At 65.0% G+C, this 16,986-nt stretch carries 18 protein-coding genes; all 18 read left to right on the forward strand.

All coding sequences use genetic code 11. The features are described from left to right. Positions 1 to 358, forward strand: a 358-nt coding sequence (gene lepB / locus ACZO3G_RS12365; protein ID WP_486847278.1) for a signal peptidase I, incomplete at its 5' end; no start/stop codon positions are given. A 31-nt stretch (positions 359 to 389) separates the two neighbouring features. Further along, the gene (lepB, locus tag ACZO3G_RS12370; RefSeq protein WP_172439172.1) at positions 390 to 953 is read left to right on the forward strand and encodes a signal peptidase I; all 564 of its coding nucleotides are present in this window, start codon (positions 390 to 392) and stop codon (positions 951 to 953) included. Continuing rightward, entirely contained in the window at positions 950 to 1,849 is a 900-nt protein-coding gene (gene ylqF / locus ACZO3G_RS12375) for a ribosome biogenesis GTPase YlqF (RefSeq protein ID WP_276872265.1), read from the forward strand. The genes lepB (ACZO3G_RS12370) and ylqF overlap by 4 nt, the downstream gene beginning before the upstream one ends. A gap of 1 nt (position 1,850) precedes the next feature. After that, entirely contained in the window at positions 1,851 to 2,450 is a 600-nt protein-coding gene (gene rnhB, locus ACZO3G_RS12380) for a ribonuclease HII (protein WP_101549743.1), read from the forward strand. Then, positions 2,447 to 2,851 (forward strand): YraN family protein, encoded by a 405-nt coding sequence (locus ACZO3G_RS12385; protein ID WP_101549745.1) that lies wholly within the window; start codon positions 2,447 to 2,449, stop codon positions 2,849 to 2,851. Before rnhB ends, ACZO3G_RS12385 begins: the two co-directional genes overlap by 4 nt. Continuing rightward, entirely contained in the window at positions 2,838 to 3,803 is a 966-nt protein-coding gene (locus ACZO3G_RS12390) for a dipeptidase (protein WP_101549746.1), read from the forward strand. Before ACZO3G_RS12385 ends, ACZO3G_RS12390 begins: the two co-directional genes overlap by 14 nt. A gap of 60 nt (positions 3,804 to 3,863) precedes the next feature. After that, positions 3,864 to 4,565, forward strand: a complete 702-nt coding sequence (locus ACZO3G_RS12395; RefSeq protein ID WP_101549748.1) for a metallophosphoesterase — start codon at positions 3,864 to 3,866, stop codon at positions 4,563 to 4,565. A gap of 148 nt (positions 4,566 to 4,713) precedes the next feature. Then, positions 4,714 to 6,108, forward strand: coding sequence for a trigger factor (tig, locus tag ACZO3G_RS12400; protein ID WP_276872268.1), 1,395 nt, complete (start codon positions 4,714 to 4,716; stop codon positions 6,106 to 6,108). Positions 6,109 to 6,241: 133 nt separating this feature from the next. After that, entirely contained in the window at positions 6,242 to 6,826 is a 585-nt protein-coding gene (gene clpP, locus ACZO3G_RS12405; RefSeq protein WP_101553183.1) for an ATP-dependent Clp endopeptidase proteolytic subunit ClpP, read from the forward strand. A 68-nt stretch (positions 6,827 to 6,894) separates the two neighbouring features. Then, the gene (gene clpX / locus ACZO3G_RS12410; protein WP_101549752.1) at positions 6,895 to 8,202 is read left to right on the forward strand and encodes an ATP-dependent Clp protease ATP-binding subunit ClpX; all 1,308 of its coding nucleotides are present in this window, start codon (positions 6,895 to 6,897) and stop codon (positions 8,200 to 8,202) included. Positions 8,203 to 8,617: 415 nt separating this feature from the next. Continuing rightward, the gene (lon, locus tag ACZO3G_RS12415; RefSeq protein ID WP_172439173.1) at positions 8,618 to 11,089 is read left to right on the forward strand and encodes an endopeptidase La; all 2,472 of its coding nucleotides are present in this window, start codon (positions 8,618 to 8,620) and stop codon (positions 11,087 to 11,089) included. Between the two features lie 26 nt (positions 11,090 to 11,115). Then, positions 11,116 to 11,790 carry a ribosome biogenesis GTP-binding protein YihA/YsxC gene (gene yihA, locus ACZO3G_RS12420; RefSeq protein WP_276872270.1) on the forward strand — a complete coding sequence of 225 codons (675 nt, stop codon included), beginning with the start codon at positions 11,116 to 11,118 and terminating at the stop codon, positions 11,788 to 11,790. A 23-nt stretch (positions 11,791 to 11,813) separates the two neighbouring features. Continuing rightward, positions 11,814 to 13,115: a diaminopimelate decarboxylase gene (gene lysA, locus ACZO3G_RS12425; RefSeq protein WP_101549756.1), complete on the forward strand. Its 1,302-nt coding sequence runs from the start codon at positions 11,814 to 11,816 to the stop codon at positions 13,113 to 13,115. Between the two features lie 12 nt (positions 13,116 to 13,127). Next, positions 13,128 to 13,469, forward strand: a complete 342-nt coding sequence (locus ACZO3G_RS12430; protein ID WP_101549758.1) for an SHOCT domain-containing protein — start codon at positions 13,128 to 13,130, stop codon at positions 13,467 to 13,469. A gap of 161 nt (positions 13,470 to 13,630) precedes the next feature. Beyond that, positions 13,631 to 13,918, forward strand: a complete 288-nt coding sequence (locus ACZO3G_RS12435; protein WP_101549760.1) for a YerC/YecD family TrpR-related protein — start codon at positions 13,631 to 13,633, stop codon at positions 13,916 to 13,918. Beyond that, entirely contained in the window at positions 13,918 to 14,655 is a 738-nt protein-coding gene (locus tag ACZO3G_RS12440) for a class I SAM-dependent DNA methyltransferase (RefSeq protein WP_276872272.1), read from the forward strand. The genes ACZO3G_RS12435 and ACZO3G_RS12440 overlap by 1 nt, the downstream gene beginning before the upstream one ends. Before the next feature lie 23 nt (positions 14,656 to 14,678). Beyond that, positions 14,679 to 15,551, forward strand: coding sequence for an Hsp33 family molecular chaperone HslO (hslO, locus tag ACZO3G_RS12445; RefSeq protein WP_256152158.1), 873 nt, complete (start codon positions 14,679 to 14,681; stop codon positions 15,549 to 15,551). Between the two features lie 14 nt (positions 15,552 to 15,565). Next, entirely contained in the window at positions 15,566 to 16,867 is a 1,302-nt protein-coding gene (locus tag ACZO3G_RS12450) for a hypothetical protein (RefSeq protein WP_277138554.1), read from the forward strand. The last annotated feature ends 119 nt before the right edge of the window (positions 16,868 to 16,986 follow it).

Below are 16,986 nucleotides of genomic sequence, written 5' to 3' on the forward strand. Positions count from 1 at the left end.
AAAGCCCAGACCCACAGCTAAGGTCCCGAATACACGCAGCCAGAAGGGGGAGCCGCCGATCATCAAGCGGGTGATCGGCCGCGCGGGGGACGAGATCGACATCGACTTTGAAACCGGGCAGGTCCGCCGCAACGGGCAGACGCTGGACGAGCCCTACTTAAACGAGCCCACCCTCACCCGGCGGGACGTGGAGTTCCCGGTGACGGTGCCCGAGGGGAGCGTCTTCGTGATGGGGGACAACCGCAACCACTCGGCCGACAGCCGCACGCGGGAGATCGGCATGATCGACCTGCGGCGGGTGATGGGCAAGGCGGTCTACCGCTTCCTGCCGGCGGGCAGGGCGGGGGAGATCGACTGACGACAGAATGACTGGAATGGAGAGGATGCAGATGGACGCTGCGGAATACAGGGACAATCAGCCGGAGGCGAAAAGCGCGGTGAGCGAGGCGTACGAGTGGGTGGAATCGTTTTTGGTGCCGCTGCTCGCCTTCCTGCTCATCTTCACCTTTTTCGCGCGGCTCGCGACGGTCAACGGCATTTCGATGCTGCCGACCCTCCACAACGGCGAGCGGCTGATCCTCCAGCAGGCGGGCTACGCGCCGGAATACGGCGACGTGGTCGTCGTCGACCGCTCGATCACCGACGAGGACGCGATCGTCAAGCGGGTGATCGGCAAGGAGGGGGACGTCATCTTCATCGATTTCGCGTCGGGGGAGGTGTGGCGCAACGACACCCTGCTCGATGAGCCCTACATCAACGAACCCACGATGCTCCAGTACGACATCTCCTTCCCGGTGAAGGTGCCGGCGGGTTGCGTCTTCGTGATGGGGGACAACCGCAACCATTCGCTCGACAGCCGGTCGAGCGACATCGGCATGGTCGACGTCCGCCACATCATGGGCAAGGCGGTCTTCCGCTTCTTCCCATTCAACAAGTTCGGAGGGATTTCATGAGTACCCAGCAGCCCGGCGTCCCGGCGGCAGAGGTCCCGTCGATCCAGTGGTTCCCGGGGCACATGGCCAAGACCCGGCGGCTGATGAGCGAGAGCCTGAAGCTCGTCGACATCGTCGTCGAGCTGACCGACGCGCGGATTCCCGCGTCGAGCCGCAATCCGGAGATCGACAAGCTCGTGGGGCAGAAGCCCCGCGTGATCCTGCTCAATAAATGCGATTCCGCCGACGACGGGGCGACCCGCCGCTGGGTGGATTACTATGCCCGAAAGGGCGTCCCCGCCATCGCGACCGACTGCCGCAGCGGCAAGGGCCTGGGGGCCTTCCTGCCGCTCGTGAAGAGCGCGCTTTCGGCGCAGCTCGCGCGCAGGGCGGAGAAGGGGATGGGCGGCCAGCCGATCCGCATGATGATCGTTGGCATCCCCAACGTCGGCAAGTCCTCCCTCATCAACCGCCTCGCGGGCGCGAAGCGCGCGAAGGTGGAGGACCGCCCGGGCGTGACGCGCGGGCGGCAGTGGGTGTCGCTCGCGGGCGGAATCGACCTGCTGGATATGCCGGGGGTGCTCTGGCCCAAGTTCGAGGACCCCGCCGTCGGGGAGCGGCTCGCCTTCACGGGGGCGGTCAAGGACGACGTGCTCGACGCCGAGCTGCTCGCGATGCGGCTGCTCTGGCTTTTAAACGCCGAATACCCGGCGCAGCTCGCCGCGCGCTACAGCTTCAAGGAGGGGGAGACGGACGGGCTCGACGCCTACGGACTCCTCTGCCTTGTGGGGAAAAAGCGCGGGATGCTCGTTTCGGGCGGCGAGGTCAACACCGAGCGGGCGGCGATCACCGTGCTCGACGAATTCCGCAGCGGAAAGCTCGGCAGGCTGACGCTGGAACTGCCGCCGGAGGACTGACATGGACCTGTACCAGTATGAGCTGATCGCCTACGACCAGGGGTTTTCCGCCGTCTGCGGCATCGACGAGGCGGGGCGCGGGCCGCTCGCGGGGGACGTGTACGCCGCGGCAGTCATTCTGCCGCGCGGCGTCGAGATCGCGGGGGTCAACGACTCGAAGAAGCTCACGGAAAAAAAGCGCGAGGCGCTCTTTGACGAGATCACCGCGCGGGCCGCGGCCTATAGCATCGCGGCCGCGTCGGTCGCGGAGATCGACGAAATGAACATCCTGCGGGCGGCGATGCTCGCGATGCGCCGCGCGGCGGAAGGGCTTTCGGTGAAGCCCGACCTCGCGCTCGTCGACGGCAACTGCGACCCGGGGCTCGGCTTCGCCACCCAGACGATCATCGGCGGGGACGGCAGGAGCGCGTCGATCGCGGCGGCGTCGATTCTGGCGAAGGTCGCGCGGGACCGCTATATGAAGGAGCTCGACCAAAAGTACCCCGAATACCGGTTCGCGCAGCACAAGGGCTACGGCACCAGGCTCCACTACGAGATGCTGGAACGGTACGGCCCCTCGCCGGTACACCGCCGCACCTTCCTCAAAAAGCTCCTCAAATGACGGCGACGACGCGGCAGCGCGGGACGCTGGGGGAGGAGTTCGCCGCAAAGAAGCTCGCGGAGGCGGGGTACGAGATCCTCGCGCGCAACTGGCGCAGCGGGCGCCATGAGATCGACCTCATCCTGCAAAAGGATGGGGTCATCGCCTTCGTCGAGGTCAAGACCCGCGCGCAAAGCGCGCTGGCCGCCCCGGCCGCGAGCGTCACAAGGGCGCAGCGCAGGCGGATTGCGCTGGCCGCCGTGGCATATCTGCGGGAGCGCGGCATATACAATACAGGGGCGGTCCAGCCGCGTTTCGACCTCTTCGAGGTCGTGACCGAGCGGCCCGGCTCGAATGTGGTGACCCGCTGGGCCCACCTGGCGGGCGCGTACGATACGGGGGATCTGGATGTATTTATTTGACCTGCACTGCGACACCGTCACCCGCCTGCACGACGGCGAACGCCTCGCGCCGGGCGACCGGAGCCTGCGGCAAAACGGCGCGCACCTCGCGCTCGGCCGGATGGCCTGCTACGACTGGTGCCAGTGCTTTGCGATCTTCATGCCGGACGAATACCGCGGCGAGGCCGCGGTCGATTATTTTGAGAGCTGTTACCGGTTCTTCACCGGGCAGCTCGCGGAGAACGCCGACCTCGCCGCGCAGGCGTTCACGGCGGCGGACATCCGGGAGATCATTTCCGGGGGAAGGTGCGCGGCGCTGCTCACGGTGGAGGGCGGCTCGGCGCTCGCCGGGGACCTCGGGCGGATCGCGCGGCTGCGGGAATGCGGCGTGCGCGTCCTGACCCTCACCTGGAACGGCAAAAACGAGCTGGGCAGCGGCATGGCCTGCGACGAGGGGCTCACCCCCCTCGGGCGGGAGGCGCTCCCGCTGCTCGAGGAGGCGGGGATCGTCGTCGACGTCTCCCACCTGAGCGACAGCGGCTTCTGGGAGGTGCAGAAACGCGCGAGGCGCCCGTTTATCGCGACCCATTCGGATTCCCGCGCGGTCTGCGGGCATGGGCGCAACCTCACCGACGACCAGTTCCGGGCGGTCGCGGCGGCGGGCGGCGTCGTGGGGCTCAACTTCTCCACCCACTTCATCGCGGCGGACGACCCCGACCCCTCCTACGCGGCGCTCTCGGCGCACCTGGGCCACTTCCTCGCGCTCGGCGGGGAGGACGCCGTGGCGCTCGGCTCCGACTACGACGGCACCGACGTGCCCTCCTGGCTGGAGCCGGCCGAGAGGATCGGCGGGCTCTACGGCCGGGTGAAGGCGGAGTACGGCGAAAAGCTGGCCCAAAAGCTCTTTTTTCAAAACGCGATGGCGTTTTTCGAGCGGTACGACGCGCGGGGAGAACCTCCCTGCGGGATGTAAGCGGGGCTGTTTTCCGGGGCTTCCCCGGGAGATCGGCCCGGCAAAAAGGAGGCGATCGCAATCGCGGTCTACACAATCGGCGACCTGCACCTCTCGCTGACGAGCGGGCACCCGATGGACGTTTTCCCCGGGTGGGAAAACTACGTCGCGCGCATCGGGCGGGCGTGGCGCGCGAAGGTCGGGGAGGAGGACACCGTAGTGCTGCCCGGCGACACCTCGTGGGGGATGTCGCTCGAGGGGGCGCTCGCGGATTTCCAATTTCTCGAGGCGCTGCCCGGGCGCAAGATCCTGCTCAAGGGCAACCACGACTACTGGTGGAGCACCCGCTCCAAGGTGCACGCCTTTTTTTCGGCGCACGGATTAAACACGCTGGAAATCCTCCATAATAACTGCGTTACGGCCGACGGGATCGCCGTCTGCGGCTCGCGGGGGTGGCTCTTCGAGACGGGGGAGGCGTTCGACGACAAGATCATCAACCGGGAGTGCATCCGGCTGGAGCTTTCGATCGCGGAGGCGGAAAAGACCGGGCTGGAGCCGGTCGTTTTTCTGCACTACCCGCCCGTCTACGGCGAGAGCGTCTCGCCGCAGATCCTCGAGGTGCTCAAAAAGCACGGCGTCCGCCGCTGCTACTACGGTCACATCCACGCCGAGGGGTGCCGCTGGGCGATCGACGGGAGCTACGAGGGCATCCGCTTTCGGCTGGTGAGCGGCGACTACCTGAAATTTGACCCGGTGCTGGTGGAAACCGGCCGGGAAGGCTGAAAAAACGCGGGAAATTCACAAATTATCTATTGGCAAGTCCCGTCCGATTTGATATAATACCAAGATAGTGGGTTTATAGCGCCCGAATCGTTCCTCCAGGAAAAGCGGAAGATGCAGGGGAACGGAACATTTTTCAGGAGGAAGTAGAATGGCAGTAACAGAAATGAAGACCAACGAGGACAAAAAGGTAGAGCTCACCATCACCGTCGACGCCGAGACGTTCGGCAAGGCGGTCGACGAGGTGTTCAAAAAGAACGTCAAGCGGATGACCGTTCCCGGCTTCCGCCGCGGCAAGGCCCCCCGCAAGATGATCGAAAAGCTGTACGGCGAGGGCGTTTTCTATGAGGAGGCCGTCAACAACACCTACCCCGCGGCCTACGACGCCGCCGTCGAGGAAAAGGGCATCGAGCCGGTCGACCGCGCCGATATCGAGGTGCTCGACGTCTCGAAGGACGGCTACTCCTTCAAGGCGACCGTCACCGTCAAGCCGGAGGTCTCCATCGAGGGCTACAAGGGCATCGAGGTGGAGAAGAAGGTCGTCGAGGCGACCGACGCCGAGGTCGACGCCGAGCTCTCCCGCATGCAGGAGCAGGGCGGCCGCGTGATCGCCGTGGAGGGCCGCGCCGCCATGAACGGCGACACCGCCGTGATCGATTTCGAGGGCTTTGTCGACGGCGAGGCGTTCGAGGGCGGCAAGGGCGAGAAATACCCGCTCGAGCTGGGCTCCAACAGCTTCATCCCCGGCTTCGAGGAGCAGGTCGTCGGCCACAGCGTCGGCGAGTCGTTCGAGGTGAACGTGAGCTTCCCGGAGAACTACCACGCCGAGGAATTAAAGGGCAAGCCCGCTGTCTTCAAGTGCACGCTGCACGAGCTCAAGATGAAGGAGCTGCCGCTGCTGGACGACGAGTTCGCCAAGGACGTCAGCGAGTTCGACACGCTCGACGAGCTGAAGGCCGACCTCAAGAAGAAGGCGCAGGAGCGTCATGACAGCCAGGCTGAAACCGAGATGGAAAACAAGCTGATGGATACCGTCTGCGAAAAGCTCGTGGCCGACATCCCCCAGTGCATGTATGACAGCCGCATCGACGAGATGGTGCGCGACTTCGAGTACCGTCTGCAGTCGCAGGGGCTCAACCTGCCGACCTATTTGCAGTACGCGGGCACCGATATGGACGGCTTCCGCAAGGGCTTCGTCCCGCAGGCCGAATCGCAGGTCAAGACCCGCCTGGCGCTCGAAAAGATCGTCGAGCTCGAGAAGATCGAGCCGACCGCCGAGGAGATCGCCGCCGAGTATGACAAGCTCGCGAAGAACTACAGCATGGAGGCCGACAAGCTCAGGAACATCGTTCCGGAGAAGGAGATCGCCCAGAACCTCGCGATGGGCAAGGCGCTCGACCTTGTGCGCGACAGCGCCGTCGTGAAGGAGGTCAAGGAGGAGCCCGCCAAGGAGGAGAAGCCGAAGAAGGCCTCCAAGCCGCGCGCCAAGAAGGCGAAGGCGGAGGAAGCCCCGGCGGCGGAGCCCGCGGACGGGCCGGCCGAATAAGACTGCCTACATACCGGCACGGCGGCCAGCCGCCGCGCCGGTAAAACTTTTGGAGCATAGAGGATTGGTTTGCGGCAGAACGAATCCGACAGGAGGTAATTTCACAATGAGCCTAACAATGGGAAGCGCGGCCATGAGCCTGGTGCCGATGGTCATCGAGCAGACGAACCGGGGCGAGCGCAGCTACGACATCTTTTCGCGGCTGCTCAACGACCGCATCGTCATGCTGTGCGAGGAGGTCAACGACACCTCCGCCAGCCTGGTGATCGCGCAGATGCTCTACCTCGAGGGGCAGGACCCCGACAAGGACATCCACCTCTACATCAACAGCCCGGGCGGCTCGGTCACGGCGGGCATGGCGATCTACGACACGATGAACTATATCAAGTGCGACGTCTCGACCATCTGCATGGGGCTCGGCGCGTCGATGGGCGCGTTTCTGCTCTCGTCGGGCGCCAAGGGCAAGCGGATCGCGCTGCCCAACGCCGAGATCATGATCCACCAGCCGTCGGGCGGCGCGCAGGGCCAGGCCACCGACATGAAGATCCACACCGACTGGATCATCCGCACCCGCGAAAAGCTCAACCGCCTGCTCTCCGAGCAGACCGGCCAGCCGCTCGAGATCATCGAGCGGGACACCGAGCGGGACAACTTCATGACCGCGCAGCAGGCCCTCGACTACGGCCTGGTCGATAAGATCCTCAGCCACCACGAATAACATTTTCCCAAAAGCGCAGCGCCCACCGGCGCCGCGTTTTGCGTATCCAGATTTTCAGGAGGTATCCCATGGCGAAGAACGACGAGAGGGAACTGCGCTGTTCCTTCTGCGGCAAGATGCAGAACCAGGTCCAGCGGCTGATCGCGGGGCCGGGGGTGTGCATCTGCAACGAGTGTGTGGAGCTCTGCCAGAGCGTGCTCGACGACGACATGCCCGCGCAGCGGCCCCGCCAGAGCCGTCCCGAGCAGCAGATCACCGTGCTCAAGCCGCGTGAGATCAAGGAGCGGCTGGACGAATACGTGATCGGGCAGGACCGCGCGAAGATCGCGCTGTCCGTGGCGGTCTACAACCACTACAAACGCATCTATTTCGGCGACACGAGCGAGGTGGAGCTCGGCAAGACCAACATCCTCATGCTCGGACCCACCGGCGTGGGCAAGACGCTGCTCGCCCAGACCCTCGCCAAGATGCTCAACGTCCCCTTCGCCATCGCGGACGCCACGACGCTGACCGAGGCGGGCTATGTGGGCGAGGATGTGGAAAACATCCTGCTGCGCCTTTTGCAGGCGGCGGACTACGACGTCGAGCGTGCGCAGAAGGGCATCATCTATATCGACGAGATCGACAAGATCTCCCGCAAGAGCGAGAACCCCTCGATCACCCGCGACGTGTCGGGCGAGGGGGTCCAGCAGGCGCTGCTCAAGATTCTGGAGGGCACCGTCGCCAACGTCCCGCCGCAGGGCGGGCGCAAGCATCCCCAGCAGGAATTCATCCAGATCGACACCAAGGATATCCTCTTCATCTGCGGCGGCGCGTTCGAGGGGATCGAAAAGATCATCGAGCGCCGCACCGATAAATCTTCGATCGGCTTCGGGTCGACGATCAAGGACTCCAAGCAGAAGGACCAGCTCGTGCAGCAGGTCATCCCGCAGGACCTTGTCCGTTTCGGGCTCATCCCCGAGCTGGTCGGGCGCACGCCGGTGCTCACCGTGCTGGAACCGCTCGACCGGGAGGCGCTCGTCAAAATCCTGACCGAGCCGAAGAATTCGATGGTGCGCCAGTACCAGCAGCTCTTCTCGCTCGACAACATCGAGCTCTCCTTCGACCAGGAGGCGCTCGAGGCGATCGCCGACAAGGCGATCGAGCGCAAGACGGGCGCGCGCGGGCTGCGCGCGATCATCGAGGACGTGCTCGGGAACCTCATGTACGAGGCGCCCTCCGACTGCACGGTCGCGGGCATCCGGATCACCGGCGCCTGCGCCAAGGGGGAGGGGGAGCCGGAGTACACCCGGGATCCCGCCCGCAGGCCTTCCCGCCTGCAAATTTCCACCGCCCGCCGCGTGACGCCGCGGGCCCGGCGGGACAGCGCGTCCTGATTCGGTGCAAGACGGCATGGAAGAGGCCGCCGCAGAGTTTCTGCGGCGGCCGTTTCGCGTCTTTCGGCGGCGGACCCGGCGTAGACAGAGACGGCGTAAAGCGCGGGCAGAGCCCCATGTTGAAAGGCGGCGGCCGGCCCAATGAAGCTTTGGGGGTTTCCAAAGAGCGTTTTGGCGCGGACAGAGACGGCGAAAAGCGCGGGCAGAGCCCCATACCGGAAGACGGCGGCCGGCCCGATGAAGCTTTGAGGGTTTCCAAAGGGGACTTTCCCGAAAGTCCCCTTTGGTACGAAAGTCCCCTTTGGCTGGTAATGCTCCCCGGTTTACATCGGGGGGAAAGCATGATATAATAATAGCTCAAACCGGCAAGGTTTTTTGAGATAGAAGCATTTTACCGGAGAATGGAGGCCGCGATATGAGCGAGCTTAACAATAAAAAAATTCTGCCCGCGGAGAAGAAGTCCCCGCAGGTGCCCGAACCGAAGGAACCGGTGCGCATGCCCATGCTGGTGCTGCGCGGGCTGGTGCTCTTCCCGCAGATGGTGCTGCATTTCGACGTGGGCCGGGAAAAGTCCATCCTCGCGCTCAACCGCGTGATGAGCGGCGACCGCAAAATCTTCCTCGTCGCGCAGAAGAACATCCGCGACGACGAGCCGAAGGCGGACGGGCTCTATAAAATCGGCGTGGTGGCGCAGGTCAAGCAGATCATCAAATCCCAGGGGGGCACCTGGCGGGTGCTCGTCGAGGGGATGTACCGCGCGAAGACGATCGAGGTGCTCTCCGAGTCGCCCTTCTTCGAGGGGATGATCGCGGAGTTCCCGCTGCGCATCACCCGCAGCGTCAAGTCCGCGATGTGCGACGCGCTCATGCGCACCGTCAAGGACCTGTTCGAGGAATACTGCTACCTCACGCCGCGGATGCCCAAGGAGCTGATCGTCAGCGCGCTTGTGAGCGAGGACCCGGTGCACCTGGCGGAGTACATAGCGGGCAACATGCAGATGGAGGTCGAGGACAAGCAGACGATCCTCTCCCAGAGCGACCCGCTCAAACGGCTGGAGATCCTGGCGCGCCTGCTCGAGGAGGAAAACGACATCCTCTCGCTCGAGGCGGACATCCAGGAGAAGGTCAAGGGCCAGATCGACAAGAACCAGCGCGAATACTACCTGCGCGAGCAGATGAAGGCGATCTCGGGCGAGCTGGGCGAGGACGACGACCAGGAGGAGATCCAGGAGTACTACGACAAGATCGCCAAGATCAAGTTCGACGCGGAGACCGCCGAAAAGCTGGGCAAGGAGGTCGACCGGCTGTCCAAGCTGCCGGGCAACTCCAACGAGGCGGGGGTCATCCGCGGCTATCTCGACACGGTGCTCGAATTACCGTGGGGCAAAAGGACCGCCGACAAGATCGACGTCAAGAAGGCGAAGGCGCTGCTCGACCGGGAGCACTACGGGCTCCGGAAGGTCAAGGAGCGCATCCTCGAGCTGCTCTCGGTGCGCAAGCTCGCGCCGGAGATCAAGGGGCAGATCATCTGCCTCGTCGGCCCTCCGGGCGTCGGCAAGACGTCGATCGCCCGCTCGATCGCCAAGTCGATGGGGCGCAAATACGTGCGGATCTCGCTGGGCGGCGTGCGGGACGAGAGCGACATCCGCGGCCACCGCAAAACCTATATCGGCGCGATGCCCGGCCGCATCATCAACGCGATGAAGCTGGCGGGCAGCCAGAATCCGCTCATGCTGCTCGACGAGGTGGATAAGCTCGGCAACGACTACCGCGGCGACCCGTCGGCGGCGCTTCTCGAGGTGCTCGATTCGGAGCAGAACCACGCCTTCCGCGACCACTTCATCGAGGTGCCGTTCGATCTTTCCGACGTGCTCTTCATCGCGACGGCCAACACCCTCGACACGATCCCCGGGCCGCTGCGCGACCGCATGGAGATCATCGAGCTTTCCAGCTACACCCGCGAGGAGAAGTTCCACATTGCGAAAAACCACCTCTGCCAAAAGCAGCTCAAGCGCCACGGCCTGACCGCCTCCAAGGCGAAGATCACCGACGACGCGGTCTACGCGCTCATCGACAACTACACCCGCGAGGCGGGCGTGCGCCAGCTTGAGCGGGAGATCGCCTCGCTGCTGCGGAAATCCGCCAAGCAGATCGTTTCGGGCGACGCGAAAAAGGTCGTCATCGACAACGCGAACATCACCGATTACCTCGGCCCCCGCAGGTTCAAGCCCGAGCTCATCCAGTCGTTCGACGAGGTGGGCATGGTCAACGGCCTGGCGTGGACGAGCGTGGGCGGCGAGATGCTCCAGGTGGAGGTCGCCGTCATGGACGGCGCGGGCAAGCTGGAACTGACCGGCTCGCTCGGCGACGTGATGAAGGAATCCGCGCACGCCGCGGTCAGCTATATCCGCGCCCACTGGGAGCAGTACGGCGTGGAGCACGACTTCTATAAGACGCGCGACATTCATATCCATGTTCCCGAGGGGGCGGTGCCCAAGGACGGGCCGTCCGCGGGCGTGACGATCTGCACCGCGCTCATCTCCGCGCTGTCGGGCACCCCGGTGCGCCGCGACGTGGCGATGACCGGCGAGATCACCCTGCGCGGGCGGGTGCTGCCGATCGGCGGGCTCAAGGAAAAGACGATGGCCGCCTACCGCGCGGGCATCAAGACGGTCGTCATCCCGGCCGAGAACGAGCCCGACCTGGCCGAGGTCGACGAGGTCGTGAAGGAGCATATCCGCTTCATCACCGCCGAACGGATCGACACGGTGCTCGAGACGGCGCTCGTCAAAAAGCCGCGCGCCAAGGCGAGCACCCCCGTGCTCGACGCGATCGCTTCCGAGGGCAAGGAGCCGCTTTCCAAGGCGAATTCCCCGATTCCACAATAAATGACAGACCGAAAGGGGCGGGAGCCATGAATTACCACAACGTCCAGTTTGAGGCGAGCTACGGCACGTCGTCGCAGCTTCCGCCCTCCGACCTGCCCGAGATCGCCTTCGCGGGGCGATCCAACGTGGGAAAGAGCTCGATGATCAACAAGCTCTTCAACCGCAAGGGGCTCGCGCGGGTGTCGGCGGTGCCGGGCAAGACGGCAACGATCAACTTTTTCCACGCGGACGGCATCCGCTTCGCGGACCTGCCCGGCTACGGCTACGCGAAGGTCTCGAAGGGGGAGAAGCGCCGCTGGGCGGAGTTGATCGAGGGGTACTTCGCGCAGGAACGCGACCTGCGGGTCGTCTTCCAGCTCATCGACATGCGCCATCCGCCGACGGCGGACGACCTGACGATGATCGACTTTTTGATCGACCGGGAGCTGCCCTTCGTGGCCGTGCTGACCAAGGCGGATAAGCTCTCCAAGAAGCAGCGGGAGGAACGCCTCGCCGCGCTGGAACGCGAGCTGCCCTGCGCCGACCAGATCATCAAGATCCCCTTCTCCGCCGAGACGGGCGAGGGGGTCGACGCGGTGAAGGCGATCGTCGCGGAGATCGAGCGGGACTGCGCCGAGGAGGCGCGGGAGGAGGACGACCGCGCCTCGATGGACGCGCGCGAGGCCGAGAAGGACGCGGGCGGCTATGCCGACGACATGTAAAATCTGACGAAAGACGTGATCATATGTTTGTATCCGACTGCCTGGGGCTCAACGCCCTCGGACACCTGACGATCGGCGGGCGGGATACCGTCGAGCTGGCGCAGACCTACGGCACCCCCCTCTATGTCATGGACGAGGACGAGATCCGCCGCGCGTGCGAAAGCTACCGTGAGTCGGTCAACCGCTACTACGGCGGCCGGGGGCTCGTGACCTACGCGAGCAAGGCGTTCTGCTGCAAGGCGGTCTGCCGGATCGTGGCGGAGGAGGGGCTCGGGCTCGACGTGGTGTCGGGGGGCGAGCTCTACACCGCCAAAAGCGTCGGCTTCCCGCCCGAGCGAATCTTTTTCCACGGCAACAACAAGACGGTGCAGGAGCTGATCGAGGCGCTCGAATACGGGGTGGGCACGATCGTCGTCGACAACTTTGACGAGCTCATGCTGCTCGACCAGCTCGCCGTCAGCCGGGGCAAGGTCGCGGAGATCCTCTTCCGCATCAAGCCGGGCATCGACGCGCACACCCACGACTTCGTGCGCACCGGCCAGATCGACAGCAAGTTCGGCCTCGCGCTCGAGACGGGCGAGGCGATGGAGGCGGTCCGGCAGGCCGTCGGCATGAAGGGGGTCCGCCTCAAGGGCGTCCACTGCCACATCGGCTCGCAGATTTTTGACATCGAGCCGTTCGAGCACGCCGCCGAGGTGATGCTCGGCTTCATGGCGGACGTGAAGGCGGAGACGGGACGGGAGCTCGAGATCCTCGACCTGGGCGGCGGCTTCGGCATCAAATATCTGCCCGAGCACGACCCCGTCCAGTATGACCGCTATATGCAGCGGGTCGCGGGCGCGGTCGAGCGCACCTGCAAGGCGCGCGGGCTGCGCACCCCCTTCATCGTCATCGAGCCGGGCCGCTCGATCGTCGGCCCCGCGGGGCTGACCCTCTACACGGCGGGCGCGGTCAAGGAGATCCCCGGCGTGCGCACCTACCTGTCGGTGGACGGCGGCATGGGGGACAACCCGCGCTACATCCTCTATCAGGCGCCCTACGAGGCGATGGTCGCCAACCGGGCCGCCGAGCCCAAGACCCGCACCGTCACCCTCGCGGGCCGGTGCTGCGAGTCGGGCGATCTGATCGGCGAGCACATGCAGATGCAGGAGGCGCGCGCGGGCGACATCATCGCCGTGCTGGCTACCGGCGCCTACAACTATGCGATGGCCTCCAACTACAACCGCATCCCCCGGCCGCCCGTGGTCATGCTGCGGGAGGGGCGGGCGCGCGTCGTCGTCCGTCGGGAGAGCTACGAGGACCTCGTGCGGAACGATGAGGACTGAGGGGGCGCGGAGATGAAAAAACAGGTGCGCGTCCGCCCGGGCAAGGGACAGTCGGCCGTCGGGGCCGTCGTCGGCGCGGTCTTTGTCCTGCTCGGTATTTTCATGGTGATTCCCGCCTTCGGGCCGTTCGGCATCTTCTGGACGCTGATCGCGGCCGTCATCACGGCGGTCAACCTGCTGAATGCTTTTTCCAAAAAGGGCGTGACAAGCTGCCGCATCGAGATCGACGAGGCGGACGCGCCGGAGGAGCCGATCGAGCGGCGGCTGGAACGCCTGCGGGGGCTCTATGAGCAGCGGCTGATCTCCGAGGAGGAGTACCAAACAAAAAAGGCGGAGCTGCTGGAAAAGCTCTGAAAGCGGCCGGGCGGAGTTTCCGCCCGGTTTTTCGCGCCCTTTTCCAGTGTGAAGCGGCAGCGCGAAAAAAATGTAGCGCTTTCACGCATAAAAGTCTTTACTTTCGTAAACTAAAATGATAAAATGCAGACAGTGCAAATATCATTTGTGGAGGCGATCGTTTGAATACGAAACTCAAGGACATGAACGTCGACTATCTCTTTAAAGCCATCCTCTCCCTCGAAACGATGGACGAGTGTTATAATTTCTTCGACGACCTGTGCACCGTGCCCGAGCTCAAGGCGCTCTCCCAGCGCCTCGAGGTGGCCCGCATGCTCAGCGAGGGGCGCGTCTACAGCGACATCGTCGCCAAGACGGGCGCTTCCACCGCGACGATCAGCCGGGTGAACCGCTCCCTCAACTACGGCAGCGACGGCTACAAGGTGGTCTTCGAGCGGGTGAAGGACTGATGCCCTACCACGCCTTTGCCGCCTATTACGACCGGCTGATGGAGCAGGTCGACTACCGGCGGCGCGCGCAATATTTCGATTCTGTCATCAGGCAGCATCTCAGCGTGGCCGAAAAGCCCATCCTGCTCGATCTGGCGTGCGGGACGGGAAGCCTTTCGGTCGAGCTTTCCCGCCTCGGCTACGACGTGATCGGGGTGGACGGCAGCGCGGACATGCTGTCTGAAGCTGCGTCCAAGGGCGCGGGGGAAATTCTCTGGCTCTGCCAGGACTTTTCCTCCCTCGACCTCTACGGCACGGTGGACGCGGCGGTCTGCGCGCTCGACAGCCTCAACCACATCACCGACGAGACGGCGCTCGAGGCCGCGATCGGGCGGGTGGCCCTCTTCACCGCGCCGGGCGGCGTCTTCGTCTTCGACGTGAACACCCCTTATAAGCACCGGGAAATCCTTGGGCAGAACACCTTCGTCTACGACCTCGGGGACCTCTACTGCGTGTGGCAGAACGCCACCGACGACACCCTGCTCACCGAGATCACGCTCGACTTTTTCGTGCGGGAGAAAACCCTTTACGCGCGGGAGGGGGAGAGCTTCTGCGAGCGCGGCTATTCGCACGATACGCTCGCCGGAATTCTCGACCGCGCCGGCTTCGAGCTGCTCGCGGTCTACGCGGGGGACACCTTCGACCCGGTGGGGGAGACGACCCAGCGCGCCGTCTACGTGGCGCGCCGCAGGGGATAAGAAACGGAAAGGAACTTTCAGATATGGGAAAACTGATTCGCGCCATCGCGGGGGACGGCTCGCTCGTCTGCACCGCGGTGGACTCGACCGATATCGCCGCCGAGGCGGAACGGGTCCACAGGACCTCCGCCACGGTGACGGCCGCGCTCGGGCGGCTGATGACCGCCGCCTCGATCATGGGCAGCCAGCTCAAAAACGAGGGGGACAGCGTCACGGTGCGGCTGGCCGGCGGAGGGCCCGCCGGCTCGCTCATCGCGGTGTCCGACGCGCGGGGCAACCCGCGCGGCTACGTCGCCAACCCCGTCGTGGAAATTCCGCTCAACCGCTACGGCAAGCTGGACGTGGCGGGCGCGGTGGGCAAAAACGGCACCCTCACCGTCATCAAGGACGTGGGCCTGCCCGAGCCGTCGATCGGCTCGGTGCCGATCGTCTCGGGGGAGATTGCCGAGGACGTGACGAGCTACTACGCGGTCAGCGAGCAGACGCCGACCGTCTGCGCGCTCGGCGTGCTCGTGAACCCCGAGCTCACCGTGCGGGCGGCGGGCGGCTACCTTGTGCAGCTGCTGCCGGGCGCGGGGGAGGACACAATCGCGCGGCTGGAGGAGAACATCAACGCGGTGAAGCCCGTCTCGACAATGATCGACGAGGGGATGGGACCCCGGGAGATCATCGAAACGGTGCTCGCGGGCTTTTCCCCCGAGATTCTGGACGAGCGGGAGGTCCGTTACCGCTGCACCTGCTCCAAGCAGCGGGTCGAGCGGGCGCTCCTCAGCATCGGCCGCGAGGACCTCGAAAAGCTCGCCGAGGAACAGGAGACCACCGAGGTGGCCTGCCACTTCTGCGATAAAAAGTACACCTTTACCCGCGCGGAGCTGGAAGCCCTGCTGCGGCGCTGAAAGGAGGCCGTCGGATGGGACTGCGGAAAATCGCCGCCCTGCTGGCGGCCTGTCTTTTTTTGGCGGGGTGCGCGCCGCAGGCCGCCCCCGCGGCGGCTTCGGCCGCGGAGCCATCCGCGTCCGCCCCGGCCGGGCGCGCCGCCTCCGCCGAACCGCCGGGATCAAAATCGGAACCCGGCCCGGAACCGGGCGGGACCTACCGGCTTGATCCGCCCCGCTTTCTCGAGCGGAAGGACTGGAAGCTCTGCCCGCTGGCGGAGGACTACCTCACGCTCGACGGGGAGGCGTTTGCCGCGAAATACCCCGCCGACGCGCTGTGGGAGCAGGGGGCGTCCGGCCGCCTGCTCTTCGACGGGCGTTCCACCGCCCCGGTGATCGCGGGCATCTCGGTCGGCGACCCGTTTGAACTCGTGCGGGAGGCGTTCGGCGCGCCGCAGTTCGGCTTTGCACGGGACGACGACCGTTCCGCGCCGGGGATGAGCCGCCACATGCCCGTCTGCTACGCGGGCTACCGCACGCGGGAATTTTCCATCGCGTTTGAGGGCGAGGCGGGCGGCGAGGTCCGGTCGATCTGCATCTGCAGGCGGTATCCGCTGCCGGAGGAGCGCCGGGACATGCTCCCGGTGCTCGCAGCGCACGCACCCTGGTACGGGATCGGCGGCAACGCCGGCGACGTCGACTGGAAGCGCTGCTTCGGGGAGGACGCGCCGGTGTGGTATGAGCAGCTCGGACGCGGCTCGATGACGCTCTTCTGCGGCTACGGCTTCATTTCGACGAGCACCGGCGAGGAGGACGACTACCAGGTCTACGCCGACTACGAGGGGGATATTCCGGACATCCCGGAGGTAGAGGTCTTGAAGGCCAACTGGCCCGAGCAGCAGATTTGGGGGATCTACGACGATCTGGCGCGGGTGCGCGCTGCGGTCGCCAACCGCCAGGACTGCCTATCCCCGGACGGGAACGTCCTGGCGTTCGCGGTCAGCGACGGGCTCTATGAACAGGCGTACGTCCAGTTCCACTGGATGGACGCCTCCCGGCCCGACCGGCGGGTCCGCTTCGGGCATTTTTCCAGCGTCGCGGGGTTCCTCAGTGACCGCTACCTGCTCGAAACGAACATGCTCGGCCCGCACGTCTACGACGTGGAGGCGGACGAGATCGTCTTTTCGGAGCCGCTGGAGGACGGGCTGGGCATCCGCGGCGACCTGCGGGTCGACCAGACCCACCGCCGCGTCCTCGACGGGGAAGGCAGCGTCTGGTACGTTTACGATTTTGCGCCCGACGGCACGCTGACCTTCGAGCGGCGGATCGACCCCTGACGCATTAAAAAAGCGGCCCGCCGGATGGTAGCTACTCATAAAACAGCATCAACAATCAACTGAAACAGGGTAGCTGCCATACGGATTGCCACAAAAGCGGGTAAGAGGTCAAAGACTTC

The organism is Anaerotruncus sp., assembly GCF_057433415.1.